General features: G+C 70.3%; 11 protein-coding genes. 6 read left to right on the plus strand and 5 right to left on the minus strand.

The annotated features are described in order from the left end of the window. Window positions 1-49: 49 nt before the first annotated feature. Both ACIQMR_RS12165 and ACIQMR_RS12170 read right to left on the minus strand, forming a co-directional pair. Entirely contained in the window at window positions 50-2,911 is a 2,862-nt protein-coding gene (locus tag ACIQMR_RS12165) for a hypothetical protein (RefSeq protein WP_401385305.1), read from the minus strand. Window positions 2,912-3,228: 317 nt separating this feature from the next. Continuing rightward, window positions 3,229-4,200 carry a hydroxyacid dehydrogenase gene (locus ACIQMR_RS12170; RefSeq protein ID WP_401385342.1) on the minus strand — a complete coding sequence of 324 codons (972 nt, stop codon included), beginning with the start codon at window positions 4,198-4,200 and terminating at the stop codon, window positions 3,229-3,231. A 466-nt stretch (window positions 4,201-4,666) separates the two neighbouring features. Between ACIQMR_RS12170 and ACIQMR_RS12175 the strand changes: the two genes are divergently transcribed. The 4 genes from ACIQMR_RS12175 to ACIQMR_RS12190 all read left to right on the plus strand — a co-directional run bounded on the left by ACIQMR_RS12175 (window position 4,667) and on the right by ACIQMR_RS12190 (window position 10,154). Beyond that, window positions 4,667-5,611: an ABC transporter permease gene (locus ACIQMR_RS12175; RefSeq protein WP_401385306.1), complete on the plus strand. Its 945-nt coding sequence runs from the start codon at window positions 4,667-4,669 to the stop codon at window positions 5,609-5,611. Next, window positions 5,611-6,540, plus strand: coding sequence for a carbohydrate ABC transporter permease (locus ACIQMR_RS12180; protein WP_401385307.1), 930 nt, complete (start codon window positions 5,611-5,613; stop codon window positions 6,538-6,540). Before ACIQMR_RS12175 ends, ACIQMR_RS12180 begins: the two co-directional genes overlap by 1 nt. 71 nt (window positions 6,541-6,611) lie before the next feature. Then, complete coding sequence (locus ACIQMR_RS12185) at window positions 6,612-8,282, plus strand: extracellular solute-binding protein (RefSeq protein ID WP_401385308.1); 1,671 nt, start codon at window positions 6,612-6,614, stop codon at window positions 8,280-8,282. A 246-nt stretch (window positions 8,283-8,528) separates the two neighbouring features. Next, window positions 8,529-10,154 (plus strand): glycoside hydrolase family 13 protein, encoded by a 1,626-nt coding sequence (locus ACIQMR_RS12190; RefSeq protein ID WP_401385309.1) that lies wholly within the window; start codon window positions 8,529-8,531, stop codon window positions 10,152-10,154. A 59-nt stretch (window positions 10,155-10,213) separates the two neighbouring features. Here ACIQMR_RS12190 and ACIQMR_RS12195 read toward each other — a convergent pair whose 3' ends face one another. The 3 genes from ACIQMR_RS12195 to ACIQMR_RS12205 form a co-directional block, all read right to left on the minus strand. Then, a complete protein-coding gene (locus ACIQMR_RS12195; RefSeq protein WP_401385310.1) occupies window positions 10,214-11,401 on the minus strand; it encodes a hypothetical protein in 1,188 nt (395 codons plus the stop codon). A gap of 520 nt (window positions 11,402-11,921) precedes the next feature. Beyond that, window positions 11,922-12,575, minus strand: a complete 654-nt coding sequence (locus tag ACIQMR_RS12200; RefSeq protein ID WP_358663035.1) for a response regulator transcription factor — start codon at window positions 12,573-12,575, stop codon at window positions 11,922-11,924. Further along, window positions 12,572-13,525, minus strand: a complete 954-nt coding sequence (locus tag ACIQMR_RS12205; RefSeq protein WP_401385311.1) for a histidine kinase — start codon at window positions 13,523-13,525, stop codon at window positions 12,572-12,574. The genes ACIQMR_RS12200 and ACIQMR_RS12205 overlap by 4 nt, the downstream gene beginning before the upstream one ends. A gap of 283 nt (window positions 13,526-13,808) precedes the next feature. On the opposite strand from ACIQMR_RS12205, the gene ACIQMR_RS12210 reads away from it, so the two are divergent. After that, a complete protein-coding gene (locus ACIQMR_RS12210) occupies window positions 13,809-14,279 on the plus strand; it encodes a cation:proton antiporter regulatory subunit (protein WP_266385392.1) in 471 nt (156 codons plus the stop codon). Window positions 14,280-14,283: 4 nt separating this feature from the next. Further along, window positions 14,284-15,534: a cation:proton antiporter gene (locus ACIQMR_RS12215; RefSeq protein ID WP_401385312.1), complete on the plus strand. Its 1,251-nt coding sequence runs from the start codon at window positions 14,284-14,286 to the stop codon at window positions 15,532-15,534. Window positions 15,535-15,600: the final 66 nt, after the last annotated feature.

Here is a 15,600-nt window from a genome sequence, read left to right on the forward strand (position 1 = left end):
GGCCCGCCCTCGTGCAAAGGGGCGGGCCCGCTTCCGTGACCGCCGACGGTCAGCCGACGGACGGCCGAAGGCCGCGCAGATCGTCGAGGTCGTAGGTCGTGGCGCCGAGCGTGAGGGCGCTGCCCTCGACCACCGCGGTGGGCGGGGTGCCCTTGCCGACCGCCAGGACGATCCGGAAGTCCGCCTCCGTGCCGGTCCGGGTGACCTTGAAAGCCCCCTTGTCCACGGACAGTTCGGCGCCCTCGGGGTCCAGCACCCAGCCCTTCAGCCAGCCGTCGCCCTTGCGGAACAGGAAGGTCCTCGCGCCCGACTCGTTCTCCCCGACGGTGATCGTCGTTCCCGACTCGGGGGACAACTGCCAGGCGTAGGCGTGCGAGGCCTCGTCCGCGAACGTGTCGTGGACGGCGATGACGGAGTCGGCGCCGCCGACCGGGCGGAGGTCCACCGCGATGTCCCGCCGCGCCGTGTCCAGTTGGTAGTTGCCGGAGCCGTCCAGGGAGACGAAGCCACCGCCCTGACCCGCGTACGCACGGGACTCCAGGGTCCTGCCCCTGCCCGCGAGGCCCTCGGGCCCGCCGTCGACGAGCGGCTTCGAGAACAGCTCGCGCTTCGCGGTGTTCTTGGCCGGCTGCTGCGCCCACGTGACGTCCTGGCCGAGCAGCGAGAGGGCGAAGGTGTCAAAGCCGCCCCAGCCGATGTGGTGCTCGTTGCGGTTCTGCACACCGACCAGCACATCGTCCCTGTCCTGGTGGCGGTTGCGGAACAGATACGAGCCGACACGATCGTCGAGCAGCGCGCGGCGCACGGCGACCGGTGCCTCGTCCGGATCCCGCGGGGTCACCCCGTACGGGTACTCCAGCAGCCCGTAGGTGCCGCCCCCGCCGCCGACCGTCCTCTCGTACTGCCACAGCCAGGCCGCCCGCTGCTCGTCCGGCACCTGCGTGAAGACCAGGCCCGGGACGGGCACCGCGCCGGTCGCCGAGCCGACGCCCCACTGCAGGCGCGCCTTGTCGGCCTGCGCCGAGAAGGCGTGCATGAGCAGATTGGCGAACTGCGGCCGCTCCCACCTCTTCTTCAACGCGCCGATGCCCGCGTCGATCGAGCCGGTGATCCCGGGTGCTCCGACGCCGAGCCCGTAGCCGAAGTAGTCCATGCCCTCCTGGTCCCAGCCGGTGTCCGAGTACGCGGTGTCCAGGTGCCGGCCGACCTCGTCGACCAGCTGAGCGATCCGTCCCTCCTGGAGGCCGAACGGGCCGTCGCCGCGCACCGCGAGCCGCAGCGTCAGCTCGGCACCGCGCACCACCGCCGTCCAGTTGCTCTGCTTGACCGGCAGGGCGAAGTTGGGGTGGTACGCGACCTCCAGGTAGGCGGCGACGCGCTGGAGGACCTTCCGCACCTCGGCGCGCTGCTCCTCGGTCCAGGCCGGGTACGCCCAGTCGTAGGCGGTGGCCAGGGGCGCGGCGGCGTTGGCGGTCTCCAGGGCGGCGGCGCCGGCGTGCGCGGTGCCGTTGACGAACGGCATCGTGCGGCCGGACTCGATGATCGCGTCGTAGGCGGTCCGCGCGTACGCGGGGTCCTGGGTGACCTGGTACAGCAGAGCCGCGTCATGGGCCCAGGACGCCTGTGCCTCACCCGGGCGGTAGTTGTAGGCGGGCAGACCGGCGGCGACCCGGTTCACGAGACCGTCGTAGGTGGCCTTGGGGATGCCGGGCTGCCGGATCGCCGAGCGGATCGCCGTGAGCTTGCCGTCGGTCACGCCCATCCGCGGGTGCTCCAGGCCCGCCAGGGTCGCGGTGGCGAGGACCTCACCGTGCTGCCCCGTGACCGCGAAACCGCTCGCGCCCCTGAGGTCCTTCGCCCGCAGGGTGACGCCACCGGTCGGTTCGTGGGCGCCGGCGGTGGCGACCCTACGGGCCTTGTGGAGCGTGCCGTCGGCGACCTCGGGGCCGCCCGCGTACACCTTCACCGGGCCCTTGGTGCCGGCCTTCAGCCGCCATGCGAGCCGGGCGCCGTCTGCGGTCCCGGTCGCCGTCAGCACGTCCGTGCGCTGCTCGTCCAGGAAGCGGGAGGGCATGGTGACGGTCTCGGCGTCGGTGGTCGCCAGCCTCGTGCCGTCGGCCGCGAGCGCGACGACCTTGTACGTGTAGCGCTTGCCGGGCCGCGCCGAGCCGTCCTCGGCGGTCCACGCGCCCGGGACCTCCCGGATCAGGGTCCTCCTGCCCGGCGTGAACTCCCGGTCGTCGGACCGGTGCACCTCGTACGCGGCCGGGGTTCCGGCGAGTGCGGGGAAGTGCCAGGTGAGCTGGACGGCACCGGTGGGCTGGACGTTGGCGCCGACGGTGTCGCGCTGGACGCGCTCGACCCGGACGTTGTCGACGAGCAGCCGGCCCGTCGAGTACTCCAACGCGAGGAGCAGGTTGACCGCCGGGGCGCCGGGCCGCGCGAGGACGACCGCGCTCGCCTTGCGCCAGCCCGTGTCACCGGTGAGCCGGCCGACGACGGCGTCATGGCCGAAGTTGCGGGCCCACAGATCGCCGCCGTAGCCGTCGAGCCCGACGGCACGCTCGTCGAAGGTGATCCGGTAGGCCCGGAACGTGCCGGTGTCGGGTATCGGGAGGTCCTGGCCGATCGCGGCCTTGTCGTTCGGGTCGCCGAGGTCGAGGGCGAGGGCCCGGCTGCCGTCGGGGCCGGCGCCGTCGACGATCGTGGCACGGCCGGTGGCCCGGTTCTCGCTCTGGGGCCAGCCGGGGACCGAGCCGTCGGTGGAGATCTGCTCGAAGTCGCCGTTGACGACCAGGTTCGCGGCGTCCTGTGCGTACGCGGGCGCGGGTACGGACACGGCGAGTGCGCCGGCGACGGCCGCACCGGCGACCGCGGCTCTGCTCAGGCGGGACGGTATGGGCTTGGACATGGTCTCTCCGTCGGGTCTGCGGTCTGTGGTGTGCAGATGGCGTTCAGCGTTCAACGATCAGCGGGCGGAGGGCCGGTGGCCCGCGAGGTCGTCACCGGACGCGGCTTTGTTCACATCGACTCCAGGTCGGTGACTGCGTCGGTACTTCGGTGGGGTCAGCCCGAGCCCTGGCCCCGTTAGAGGTCGAGTTCGCCGTCGAGTTCGAGGGCGAGGACGGTGGCGTACGGGGGTGGCGTACGGGTCGGTGGTGGCCGGGGTGTGCGGGTGCGGGTGCGGCGTGTAGGGGAGTGGCGTGCGGCGTTGTGGAAGTGCCGGGCTCAGGCGATCCGGCTCAGGTCCTCGGCGCTCACCGCACCGAGCAGCGGACGACCCTGGACGAACCGTTCGATCTCGTCGACGGCGAACGCGCCGAGGCGCTCGACCTCGGTGCCCATCGCCCCGGCAACGTGCGGAGTGATGAGGACGTTGGGCAGCCCGATCAGCGGATGGCCGGTGGGCAGCGGCTCGGGTTCGGTGACGTCGAGCACGGCGTCGATCCGGCCCGAGACGCAGTGGGGCACGAGTGCCTCGGTGTCGACGAGCGCTCCCCGGGCGGTGTTGATCAGGATGGCCCCGTCGCGCAGCAGGCCCAGCCGGCGCTCGTCGAGCAGACCCGTGGTCTCCGGCAGGAGCGGGGCATGCAGGGTCACGATGTCGCTCGCGCCCAGCAGCTTGTCGAGGTCCCGGAGTTCGGCGCCGAGGGCCCGGGCTCCGGCCGGGTCGAGATACGGATCGGCGACGAGCGCCCGTACCGGCAGGGCGCGGAGCCGTTCGAGGACCAGCCGTCCGATCCGTGAGGCGCCGATGACGCCGACCGTGCGGCCGTGCAGGCCGAAGTCCGGGTTGAGGGCCTGCCAGAGGGTCCCCGGCTTGCCGTACGCACTGGCCTGGCGGAAGACGCGTTTGGCGGCCAGCTGGACCATGCTCAGGGTGTAGTCGGCGACCGGCACGGCATTGGCGCCCGCCGCGGAGGAGACGGTCAGACCCCGGTCCCACACCGCCGGGGTGAGATGGTGCTTCACCGACCCGGCGGCGTGGACGACGGCCCGCAGCCGCGGTGCCGCGCACAGGACGTGTTCGTCGACGGCGGGGCAGCCCCAGCCCGACAGCAGGATCTCGGCCTCGGCGAGCAGCGGTCCGGCGTGCGGGGCGGTGAGTGCGCCCGCGTCGACCTCCACCACGTCGGCGAGGGTGCGCAGCCGTGCCATCACGTCGTCGGGCAGCGCCAACTGCCGTACATCCGGGGCCATGGCGACGAGGACCGTGGGACGGGGTGACGGGTGTGACGGCGGCGCGGAACGTGTGTCGGTCACGGGGGCAGCCCTTCTCCGGCAGGCGGGAGGCCGGTGGGGGACGGGGGCAGCTCCCCGGAACGGGGCTGCCGCAGGATGCGGAGTGCGGGAACGCTCGGCGTGCATGCTGCAATCGTTTGCTCGTCTGGCGAGGCTAGGGGCGGGGCTTCCGTCCGGTCAAGGTGTCTGCCGCCCAGTCATCGGCTCACTTGGGCGAATTGCAGCCACTGAACCAGGGGTTACATGCACGTTTCCAGAGGTTTGCCACTGCTGCTGATCCCCTTGTGGTGAAATGGATCCAACCAATCCCTTGACCCGCTTGTGTAATCGATTTACTTTCCTTCCGCACCTGCTACTGGAAGGGGGCGGAGCCTTGGCTGTCACAGTCGATGAGCCACGGGCCGCTGAGGAATCAGCGGTCCCGATGCACCGGACAGGGCCGACCCAACGGTCCCGGCGCAAGGAGAAGCTCGGCCGGAGGATCCGCCGGGACCGGGCGCTGCTGCTGATGATGGTGCCGGGATTGCTGTACTTCCTGGTCTTCCACTACGGCGCACTGTTCGGCAACGTCGTCGCGTTCAAGGAGTACGTGCCGTTCATCGGCGTCGTCGACAGCCCGTTCGTCGGCTTCGACAACTTCTCGGCGCTCTTCGCCGAGCCGGCCTTCTGGAGCGCGGCCTGGAACACGCTCTCGCTCGCACTGGTCCAGATCGTGTTCTTCTTCCCCATGCCGCTGGCGCTGGCCCTGCTCCTGCACAGCGTGAGCCAGGGGCGGGTGCGCAAGTTCGTGCAGAGCGTGGTCTATCTGCCGCACTTCATCTCATGGGTGATCGTCATCGCCCTCTTCCAGCAGATCCTCGGCGGTGACGGCCTGCTCAACGGGCTCTTGGGCGGCGGCAGCGGCGACAACCTCATCGACGTCTTCGGCAACCCGACCGCCTTCCAGCCCCTGATGGTTCTGGAACTGGTCTGGAAGGACTGCGGCTGGGGCACGATCATCTTCCTCGCCGCGCTGCACAACGTGGACGAAGGGCTGTACGAGGCCGCGGCGATCGACGGCGCCGGCCCCTGGCGCCGCTTCTGGCACGTGACGCTGCCGTCCATCCGGCCGGTGATCGTCCTGCTGCTGATCCTGCGTCTGGGCGAGATCCTCACCGTCGGCTTCGAGCAGATCCTGCTCCAGCGGGACGCCTTCGGACCGGCCACGGCCGAGGTGATCGACACCTTCGTCTACTACAACGCCGTCACCGACGGGCACTGGGGCATGTCGGCCGCGGCCGCGCTCTTCAAGGGCGTCATCGGGGCGTGCCTGGTCTTCGCCGCGAACAAGTTCGCCCATCGCCTGGGCGAACAGGGGGTGTACCGCTGATGAGCCTCGGACTCGACGAGCAGAAGCCCGCGGCCGAGAACCGGGGCGGACGACCGGCCTGGAAGGAGGAGCCGCACCCGCTCACGCAAGGGGCCAAGGCGGTAGCGCTGGCGCTCACCATCCTGATGGTGGCCGTCCCGTTCTGGGTGGTGATCGCCACGAGCTTCGCCCCCGGCGAGCAGATCACGCAGAGCGGCGGCTGGGCGCTGTGGCCGCAGACGTGGACCTTCGACTCCTACGACAAGGTCCTCTCCAACGAGGTCACCACCCACGCCCTGCTGGTCTCGATCGGCGTCACCGTCGTGGGCACCTTCTTCAGCCTCGCCTGCACGGTCTTCCTCGCCTACGCCCTGTCCCGACCGGGAATCGTGGGAGGCAAGCCGATCATGCTGATCATCCTCTTCACGTTCCTCTTCCCGCCCGGCATCATCCCCAGTTACCTGGTCGTCCACAGCCTCGGGCTCGTCGACACGTACTGGTCGCTCTTCCTGCCGGTGCTGGTCAACGTCTTCAACCTGGTCGTGGTCCGGGGCTTCTTCCAGGGCATCCCCGAGGAGCTGTACGAGGCGGCCCGCCTCGACGGCGCGGGCGAGGTGCGCACGCTCTTCACCATCGTGCTCCCGCTCTCCAAGGCGGTCATCGCCGTGGTCGGCCTGTTCTACGCGGTCGGCTACTGGAACGACTTCTTCCGCGGCCTGATGTACCTCAACGACACGTCGATGTACCCGCTGCAGACCGTGCTCCGCGGCTATGTCACCCAAGGTGACGGCCTCAACAGCGAGTTCTCCAGTGAAGGCGGCGTGGCCCAGGCTCCGCAGTCGATGAAGATGGCCCTCGTCCTCATCGCCACCGTGCCCATCCTGTGCGTCTATCCCTTCATCCAGCGCTACTTCACCAAGGGCGTGCTCACCGGCGCCATCAAGAGCTGATCACCAAGAGTGACCGGCGTCATCGCTCACGCCCCGGTTCCAGGGGTCTTCACCAGAAGGAAACCACTGACATGAGCTCTGGCCTCTCCCGCAGATCCGTCCTCCAGGCCGCCGGTATGGGCACCGCCCTCGCCGCCACCGGTTTCTCGCTGACTGCCTGCTCCTCCGGGAAGGCAGGCGGCGATGTCGGCAGTGCGGGGAAGTCGCTGGCGCCGTTCCCGACGTACGTACCGTGGACGATGGGCCCCACCCCGGACCTCCCCGCCACCGACAAGGGTGTGCAGGCCGGCTACAAGAAGTACCCCGGCAACCTCGTCGAGGCCGTTCCGGAGAAGCCGGGCGACGGCTCCAAGGTCACCATCTGGTTCAGCTCCTGGAACACGACCCCGTTGCCGCGCGGCAAGAACCAGTTCCTCAAGGCCCTCGAAGACGCACTGGGCGTCGAGCTCGACATCACCGTGATCCCGGCCATGGAGTACGACAAGAAGCTGACCAGCCTCATGGCCAGCGGTGAGATGCCGGACCTGCTGCAGATCGTCCCGGCGGCGAACGAGTCGCAGTTCGTGCTGGCCAGGTGCCAGGAGCTGACCGACTTCATCTCGGGCGACAACATCAAGAAGTACCCCAACCTGGCCAACATCCCCACCTACGCCTGGACGACCGCCGGCCGCTTCGCCGGCAAGCTCTTCGGCGTCCCGATCGAGCGCCCGATCGTCGGCCACCAGCACATCGTCAACTACGAGAAGTTCAAGGCGGCCGGCCTGCTGGTGCCCGAGGTCGGCGGGATCGGCGTCGAGGAGTTCACCAAGGGCCTGCAACAGCTCACCGGCAAGGGCAAGTTCGCCATCGGCGCGGAGACCGGCGGGGCGTTCGGCTTCAACGCGTGGATGCCGCACTTCGGCACGCCCAACCTGTGGTCGGTCAAGGACGGCGCGTTCGTCAACTACCTGGAGACCGACGAGTTCCAGGCCGGTCTGGAGCAGATGGTCAAGTGGCAGCAGGCGGGGATCTTCCGCTCCGACGCGCTGACCATCGACGGCCAGCAGGCCAAGACGGAGTTTCTCGGCCAGAAGGTGTTCTCCCGGGTCAACAGCGTCATCGACTTCGTCAACCTGGCCAAGGAGCTCAAGGGCCAGTTCACGGTCGACATCGCCCTGCCCTTCAAGCCCTCCAACGGCGTGTCCCCCACGCACTGGCTCGGTGGCGGTACCTACGGCAACGGGTACACCGTGGTGAAGAAGGCCCCGAAGGCCCGGATCGAGCTGCTCCTGCGCGTGATGAACGCGCTCGCCGCCCCGTTCGGCAGCAAGGAGTGGGAGCTGTTCAACTACGGCGTCGAGAACGTCCACTTCAAGCGCAACGCCGGCGGTGACCCGATACCGACCGAGCTCGCGCTCTCCGGCGGTGACGGGCCCGACAGCCTGCCGATCAAGTACATCGCCGCGGCGCCGGTGCCGCTCTACGTCGCCGGCCGGCCCGAGGCGGTCCAGCGCCAGTACGACTTCCAGCAGAAGGTCGTCCCCATCGGCGTGCGCAGCGCCGAGCTCGGACTCCGTGCCAACGCCTGGACCGAGAGCGCGCGGGGGCTGGAGAAGCAGCGCGAGGACGCGATGAAGGACATCATCACCGGCCGCAAGAAGCTCTCCGACTGGCCCGAGGTCATCGAGGAGTTCAAGCGCAAGGGCGGCGCCAAGGCCGCCGAGGCGCTGGCGAAGGAGTACGAGGCCGCGCAGAAGGCCTGATCTCCGCTCGCACCACCGGCAGGGCCCTCCCGTCCTCCCCGCTCGGGAGGCCCTGCCGGGTCGCAGATGTCGTTTCATGCGCGGAAAGGCGGAACAAGGCGGACGAGACTGAGCACTCGCAGGAAGCCCCGCACGAGCCGCCTTCGCTGTGCGAGTGGCAGCGAACGCAGGCATTCCCCTCACGACGACGTCAGGATCGGGCTCCATCTACGACGCGCCCTCCGCATCGCAAAGGACCAGCAGTCGATGACCGAGACACAGCAGTGGTGGCGCGGTGCCGCCATCTACCAGATCTACCCGCGCAGTTTCGCCGACGGCGACGGTGACGGTGTCGGCGACGTCGCGGGCATCCGCGCGCGGCTGACGCACCCGCGGGACCTGGGCGTCGACGCCCTGTGGATCTCCCCGTGGTACGTCTCGCCGATGGCCGACGCAGGCTACGACGTCGCCGACTTCCGTGACATCGACCCCCTCTTCGGCACCCTCTCCGAGGCCGAGGCGCTGATCCGCGAAGCCCACGCGATGGATCTGCGCGTCATCGTCGACATGGTCCCCAACCACTGCTCCGACCAGCACTCCTGGTTCCGTGCGGCGCTGGCGGCGGGCCCCGGTTCACCCGAGCGTGCTCGCTTCCACTTCCGGCCGGGCCGCGGTGACGGCGGCGAACTGCCGCCGAACGACTGGCCGTCCCACTTCGGCGGCCCGGCCTGGCACCGCGTCATGGAGGCGGACGGTACGGCGGGGGAGTGGTACTTGCACCTGTTCGCCCCCGGGCAGCCCGACTTCAACTGGGACAACCCCGACGTGCGGGAGGAGTTCGAGTCGGTCCTGCGCTTCTGGCTCGATCGCGGCGTCGACGGCTTCCGCATCGACGTCGCCGACAACCTCGTCAAGGATCCGGCCCTGCCCGACCTGGCGTCCGTGCCCGAGGACGGACCGTCACCGGTCCACGACCAGGACGGTGTGCACGACATCTACCGTTCCTGGCGGCGGATCGCCGACTCGTACCCCGGGGAGCGGATCTTCGTCGGCGAACTGTGGCTGTCCGACCGTGAGCGCTTCGCCCGCTATCTGCGCCCGGACGAACTGCACACCGGGTTCAACTTCCCCTTCCTCCAGGCCGGATTCGACGCCGGCCGGATGCGCGCGGTGATCGACGACACCCTCGCCGCCCACGCTCCCGTCGGCGCGGCGCCCACCTGGGTCCTCTCCAACCACGACACCACCCGGCACGTCACCCGCTACGGACGCGCCGACTCCTCGTACGGCTTCGACCGGCGCCGGCTCCACGGCACCCCCGTGGACCTCGAACTGGGTACCCGCCGGGCGCGCGCCGCCGCTCTTCTCACCATGGCGCTGCCGGGCTGTGTGTACGTCTACCAGGGTGACGAGCTCGGCCTGTGGGAGGTCGAGGACATCCCCGAGCACCTGATCCAGGACCCGGCCTTCCACGGCACCGCAGGCGCCGATCCGGGCCGCGACGGCTGCCGCGTCCCGCTTCCGTGGGAGGGGGACGGGGCCCCGTTCGGCTTCAGCCCCGACGGCGCGACCACTGGCCCCTGGCTGCCGCAGCCGCCGGCCTGGAAGGACCACACCGTGGCCGCCCAGACCGGCGACCCGGACTCGACGCTGGAGCTGTACCGCACGGCACTGCGCTTGCGGCACGCGGAAGCGGGCCTCGGGGGCGGGGAGCTGACCTGGCTGGACGCGGGTGAGGACGTCCTCGCCTTCACCCGCCCCGGCGGCTTCACCTGTGTCGTCAACTTCTCGGAGCGTGCCGTCGACCTGCCGGAGCACCACGAGCTGCTGCTCGCGAGCGGACCGCTCGACCACGGGCGACTGCCGTCCGCCACGGCGGCCTGGCTGCGCTGATGCCGTCACAGCGCACGGGCCCCGGCTCATGCCGGGGCCCGTTCCCCACGGTGCCACCGCTACGGCACGATGACGGCCCAGCGCGTGTCGCTGAGACCGGTGCGGACGTGGAGCAGTGCCGTCCCGAAGGACTGCGTGGCCGCGACCGTCAGAGGCAGTTCCGTGGTCCAGCTCGCCCCGGGCGCGAGCGAGGGCACGTTCCAGTACTTCCAGCTGCCGGAGAAGCCCGCGGTGCCGCTGAAGCTCTGCATCTGGGTGGCGGGTGTCGTCGCGCCGGAGGTGTTCTTGATCGTGACGGGCACGTTGGTGGTGGCCCCTCGCGGGACGGTGCAGTTGCCGCTCGGCAGGGCGGCCGAGGCCGTGAGCGGACCGCTGGTGGGCGTGCCGGTGACGAGGCTCATCTCGTAGGAGAACTGGGACAGCCAGCGGCAGTTGCCGACGGGGTCGGTGCCGGTGAAGAGGAACGGCTCCCAGAAGATGGCGCCTTCGGTCTTGGCCTTGAGCTCCGTGAACATGTGGGCGACCTGGGATCCGTACATGGCGGTGCTGGTGTTGATGATGCCGGGGTTGATGAACGGGTAGATCGGGTGGCCGGGCGCCATCGCGCGGTCGCGGGCGATCGCGGCGTCGAGCCGGCTGGACCACTCGGCCGGGGTCTGGTCGGAGTACCAGTAGGCCCGGGGGGCGAAGCAGTCGAGCAGGCCGTCGGTGTGCAGCTGCTTGATCAGGTTCTGGTTGCGGGTCTCCCAGTCGTAGCCGTAGTGGCAGATGGGTGCCTGCGGTGCGGCGTTGCGGGTCCAGGTGAGGAGTTGGCGCCACAGGTCGTACGCGTTGGTGGCCGCCTGGCCGGTCGGCACCTGGGTGAGCTCGATCGCCTCGAAGTCGAGCGCGACCGGCGCGGTCGCCCCGCCGCCGAACTGGCCGGCGCTCATGTACTCCTTGACCTTGGCCTCGTAGGTGGCCTGGGAGGGCAGCGCCCCGCCGTTGGAGTAGCAGCCGGCGGTGTCGCAGGTGAAGGCGAAGGCGTCGTAGACGACCGTCGATCTGACCGCGCCGAACTGGTCGATGCCGGGGCGGTTCGCCCCGCGCTCGTTGAGGTAGATGGTGAAGCCGGCAGCGGCTTCCGCGGTGTCCTCCTGGGCGGCGGCGGCGGGGGCGGAGAGCGCGGGGAACGCGGTGATCACGAGGGCCGCCGTGGCGGCGGCGATCGAGCGCAGAGTTCTGCCGTACGGGATGCGCGTGGTCATGACAACTCCTCAGGTGTCGTAGGCACCATGCGTCGTCCACGGATGGGTGGGGGGGAGGGGCGGAGCGAACGGCTCCGGGTGAAGGCAACAGTAAGGGTGAAGGGGTGGACCGCTCAAGGCTTCTGACGCGGATTCATCGGAGGGGTTCGCCCAAGAGTTCCACAGAGTCCGAGGTCAAGGAAGTCGGCTGGGTGGCTGGTCGGACATTGCTCCGAGGAATGTCCACCCGTCGCATGCGTCAGACGGCATGGAGCATCCGCGACCTGACTCCCGGCGCCCACGCCGTCCAGCTCACGGACGGGAGGCACCTACCTGTAGCTCGACGCCGTGAGGATCTGGCCCTGACGGGAAGCCGTCCCCCGGCGTGACCGGCGGTGCCGGCCCACCACGCCAACGGCGGCGTCGCCCGGACCGCCGGCCGCGGCGTGCGAAGGATGCGGAGAGCCCGGAGAGCCCGGAGAGCCCGGAGACCCGGAGGGCCCGGAGACCCGGAGGGCCCGGAGAGTGCGGAGGGTCCGGTCTACGGTTCGATCAGACCGGCGCGGATGGCGTAGCGGGTGAGTTCGAGGCGGTCGCGCAGACCGAGCTTCTGGAGCAGGTTGGCCCGGTGGCGTTCGACGGTCTTGGCGCTGATGACGAGGATGTCCCCGATCTCCTTCGAGGTGTGGCCCTCCGCGACGAGCTTGAGGATCTCCTCCTCGCGTTCGGTGATCGGCCTGGCCGGCAGCGGATCGCCCTGGCGGACGCGGTCGAGGTACTTGCGGATGAGCGTGGTCTCGGCGCCGGGATAGATGAACGGTTCGTCGCGTATCGCGGCGCGACACGCCTCGACGAGGTCGCGGTCGGCGACGGACTTGAGGACGTAGCCGCAGGCTCCGGCTTTGAGCGCCTCGAAGAAGTACTGCTCGTTGTCGTACATGGTCAGGATCAGGATGCGCAGGTCGGGACGGAGCCGGGAGAGTTCCCGGGCCGCCTGCAGCCCCGTCTGGCGGGGCATGGCGACGTCGAGGATGGCCAGGTCGACGTCGGCCGTGCGGGCCTGGGCGACGGCCTCGGCGCCGTCGTCGGCCTCGGCGATGACGGTGAGATCGGGTTCGGCGTCGAGGATGAGGCGTACCCCGCGGCGAACGAGGGCGTGGTCGTCGGCGAGCAGGATGCGGACGGGTGCGCTCATCGGGCGTTCCTCTTCGCGTCGGTGACGTCGAGCCGTACCTCGGTGCCCCCGCTGCGTCCCGGGCCGATGCTCAGATCGGCCCCGATCAGGAGGGCGCGTTCACGCATGCCGCGGATGCCGGCCCCTTCGGCCGCCCCGCCGATGCCCTTGCCGTCGTCGCGGATCAGCAGGCCCACACCTCCTTGGGGCAGTATGCGCAGGTGCAGTTCGACCCGGCCGGCCCCGGAATGACGGGCGGTGTTGGTCAGCCCCTCCTGGGCGATCCGGTACAGGACCAGCTCGGTGGCCTGGTCCAGTGGGGGCAGGCCGGGACCGATGTAGTGGCGTACGTCGAGACCGGGGGTGGTGAACTCGGCGGCCAGGGCGCGCAGCGCGCTGTGCAGGCCGAGCTCCTCCAGCACACCCGGCCGCAGCCGGCGTGCGATACGGCGGATCTCGTCCAGGCTCGCGCGAGTGGTCTCCTGCGCCTGGTGGAGGTCGTCGCGCACCGGCTCCGGCGCCCGGTCGGCGGCGTGCTTGATCTGCAGCAACACGGCGGTGAGGGTCTGTCCGATCTCGTCGTGGAGTTCCTGGGCGATGCGCTGGCGTTCCGCTTCCTGGGCGGACAGCACACGGCCGCTGCTGGTCGCCCGCTCGGCTTCGAGCCGGTCGAGCATGGCGTTGAACGTCTTGGTCAGTTCCGCGATCTCGCCGTGGCCGGTGACCACCGGCCGGGTGCCGGGCTTGAGCAGGTCCGCCGTGGCCATCGCCCGGGTGAGGCGCTGCAGGGGCGCGAGGCCGACCCGCAGCAGGGCGGCGTTGGCGATCAGCATCGCGGCCAGGCCGGCGACCAGGATCAGGGCCTCACCCAGCAGCACCGGGGTGGAGACGGTGACCGGGCCGAGGAGCAGCAGGACGGCGACGACGAGCACGGCGGCGTTGAGGACGAAGATCCGCCAGTACAGCGACATGTTCCGTGCCTTTCTCGGTGGACTCCCACCTCCACTATCACCGGTCACGGCGCACGCTGTGAGCTGCGGCGGGATCTACTTCCCCGTCCAGCCTCACCCCTGCCGACGGGCGGTGTCCATCCGTGCTGACACCCATGTTCCGGCCCGCGGCCGGGATGGCAGCATGTGTCCTTGCCGCGTCCGGATGTCAGCCATGGATCACCTGCCCATGACGTATCTCCGCCGCGCGCCGCACCACTGTCCGAAAGAACGAAGAGGGGGATGGGCTGTGCCTGCTCCACGCATGAGCACCACACCGCTGCCCGGAATCGGTGTCCAGTACGACCTCACCACACGTGAGCAGCGCCATCTGTCGGTGATCGCGCACCGGGACGGGACCCGCACGGTGAACGTCTACCGGGCGGACGACCCCGACGCCTGCGCACAGTCGCTCCACCTCAGCGTGGCGGAGACGGCCTCCCTGATCGACGCGCTGATGCCCGCCCACCACAGCCCCAACGTGCTGCACACCACCGACCTGGGCCTGGTGGCGGAGCGGATCGAACTCTCCGTCCAGTCGCACTGGAACGGCCGGGTCCTGGGCGAGATGCGCATGCGTACCGAGACGGGCGCCTCGATCGTCGCCGTTCTGCGCAGGGCGGAGGCCATACCGTCCCCGGCACCGGACTTCCGGCTGGCCGGCGGCGACACGCTGATCGTCATCGGCACCCGCGAGGGTGTGGAGGCGGCCGCCGCGATACTCGGACGGGACTGAACGTATGCACTCCGCAGTCTTCCTGATCGAGTTCGGTGCGATCATCCTCGGCCTCGGACTGCTCGGCCGTTTCGCGGGCCGCTTCCAGTTCTCCCCGATTCCGCTGTACCTCCTGGCCGGTCTCGCCTTCGGCAAGGGCGGGCTCCTGCCGCTCGGCGCGAGCGAGGAGTTCGTCGCCATCGGTGCGGAGATCGGGGTCATCCTCCTGCTGCTGATGCTGGGACTGGAGTACACGGCCAGCGATCTGGTCTCCAACCTCAAGACCCAGTACCCGGCCGGGCTCGTCGACTTCGCCCTCAACGCCGTACCGGGGGCCGTCGCGGCACTGCTGCTCGGGTGGGGGCCGGTGGCGGCCGTCGTCCTGGCGGGCGTCACCTGGATCTCTTCCTCCGGCGTCATCGCCAAGGTCCTCGGCGACCTGGGCCGGCTCGGCAACCGCGAGACCCCGGTGATCCTCAGCATCCTGGTCCTCGAAGACCTGGCCATGGCCGTCTATCTGCCCATCGTCACGGCCCTGTTGGCCGGGGTGAGCCTCGCCGCCGGCAGCGCGACCCTGGCCATCGCGCTCGGTGTCGCCGGAGCCGTGCTGTTCATCGCCCTGCGGTACGGGCGGGTCATCTCCCGCTTCGTGTCGAGCGACGACCCCGAGAAGCTCCTGCTCGTCGTCCTCGGCCTCACCCTGCTGGTCGCCGGCATCGCCCAGCAGCTCCAGGTGTCCGCCGCGGTCGGCGCGTTCCTCGTGGGCATCGCCCTGTCCGGCGAGGTCGCCGAGGGCGCCCACACGCTGCTCAGTCCGCTGCGGGACCTGTTCGCGGCCGTGTTCTTCGTCTTCTTCGGCCTGCACACCGATCCCGCGAGCATCCCGCCCGTGCTGCTCCCCGCGCTGGCGCTCGCCGTGGTGACCGCGCTGACGAAGATCGCCACGGGGTACTGGGCCGCGCGGCGGGCCGGGGTGGGCGTCAAGGGGCGCTGGCGGGCCGGCGGTACGTTGGTGGCGCGCGGCGAGTTCTCCATCGTCATCGCCGGTCTCGCCGTCACGGCGGGGATCGAGCCGCAGATGGGACCGCTGGCCACGGCGTACGTCCTGCTCCTCGTGGTGATAGGGCCGCTGACCGCGCGCTGGACCGAACCGATCGCCCAGCGCCTGGCACGACGCCGCCGTACCGCGGTCGCCACAGCCCCTGCCGCACGGGACGCCGTGCCCGCCGTCGAGGTGCTGGAGCCGGTGGACGACGGGCCGGCCGGACGGGCCTGAGCGCCGTCCGGCACCCGACGTGGCAAACGCGATGGGGGCCACTCGGAGAGTGGCCCCCATCGGCTA

It is taken from the genome of Streptomyces sp. NPDC091376 (assembly GCF_044757085.1).
In the GTDB taxonomy this organism is placed as follows: Bacteria; Actinomycetota; Actinomycetes; order Streptomycetales; family Streptomycetaceae; genus Streptomyces; species Streptomyces pratisoli.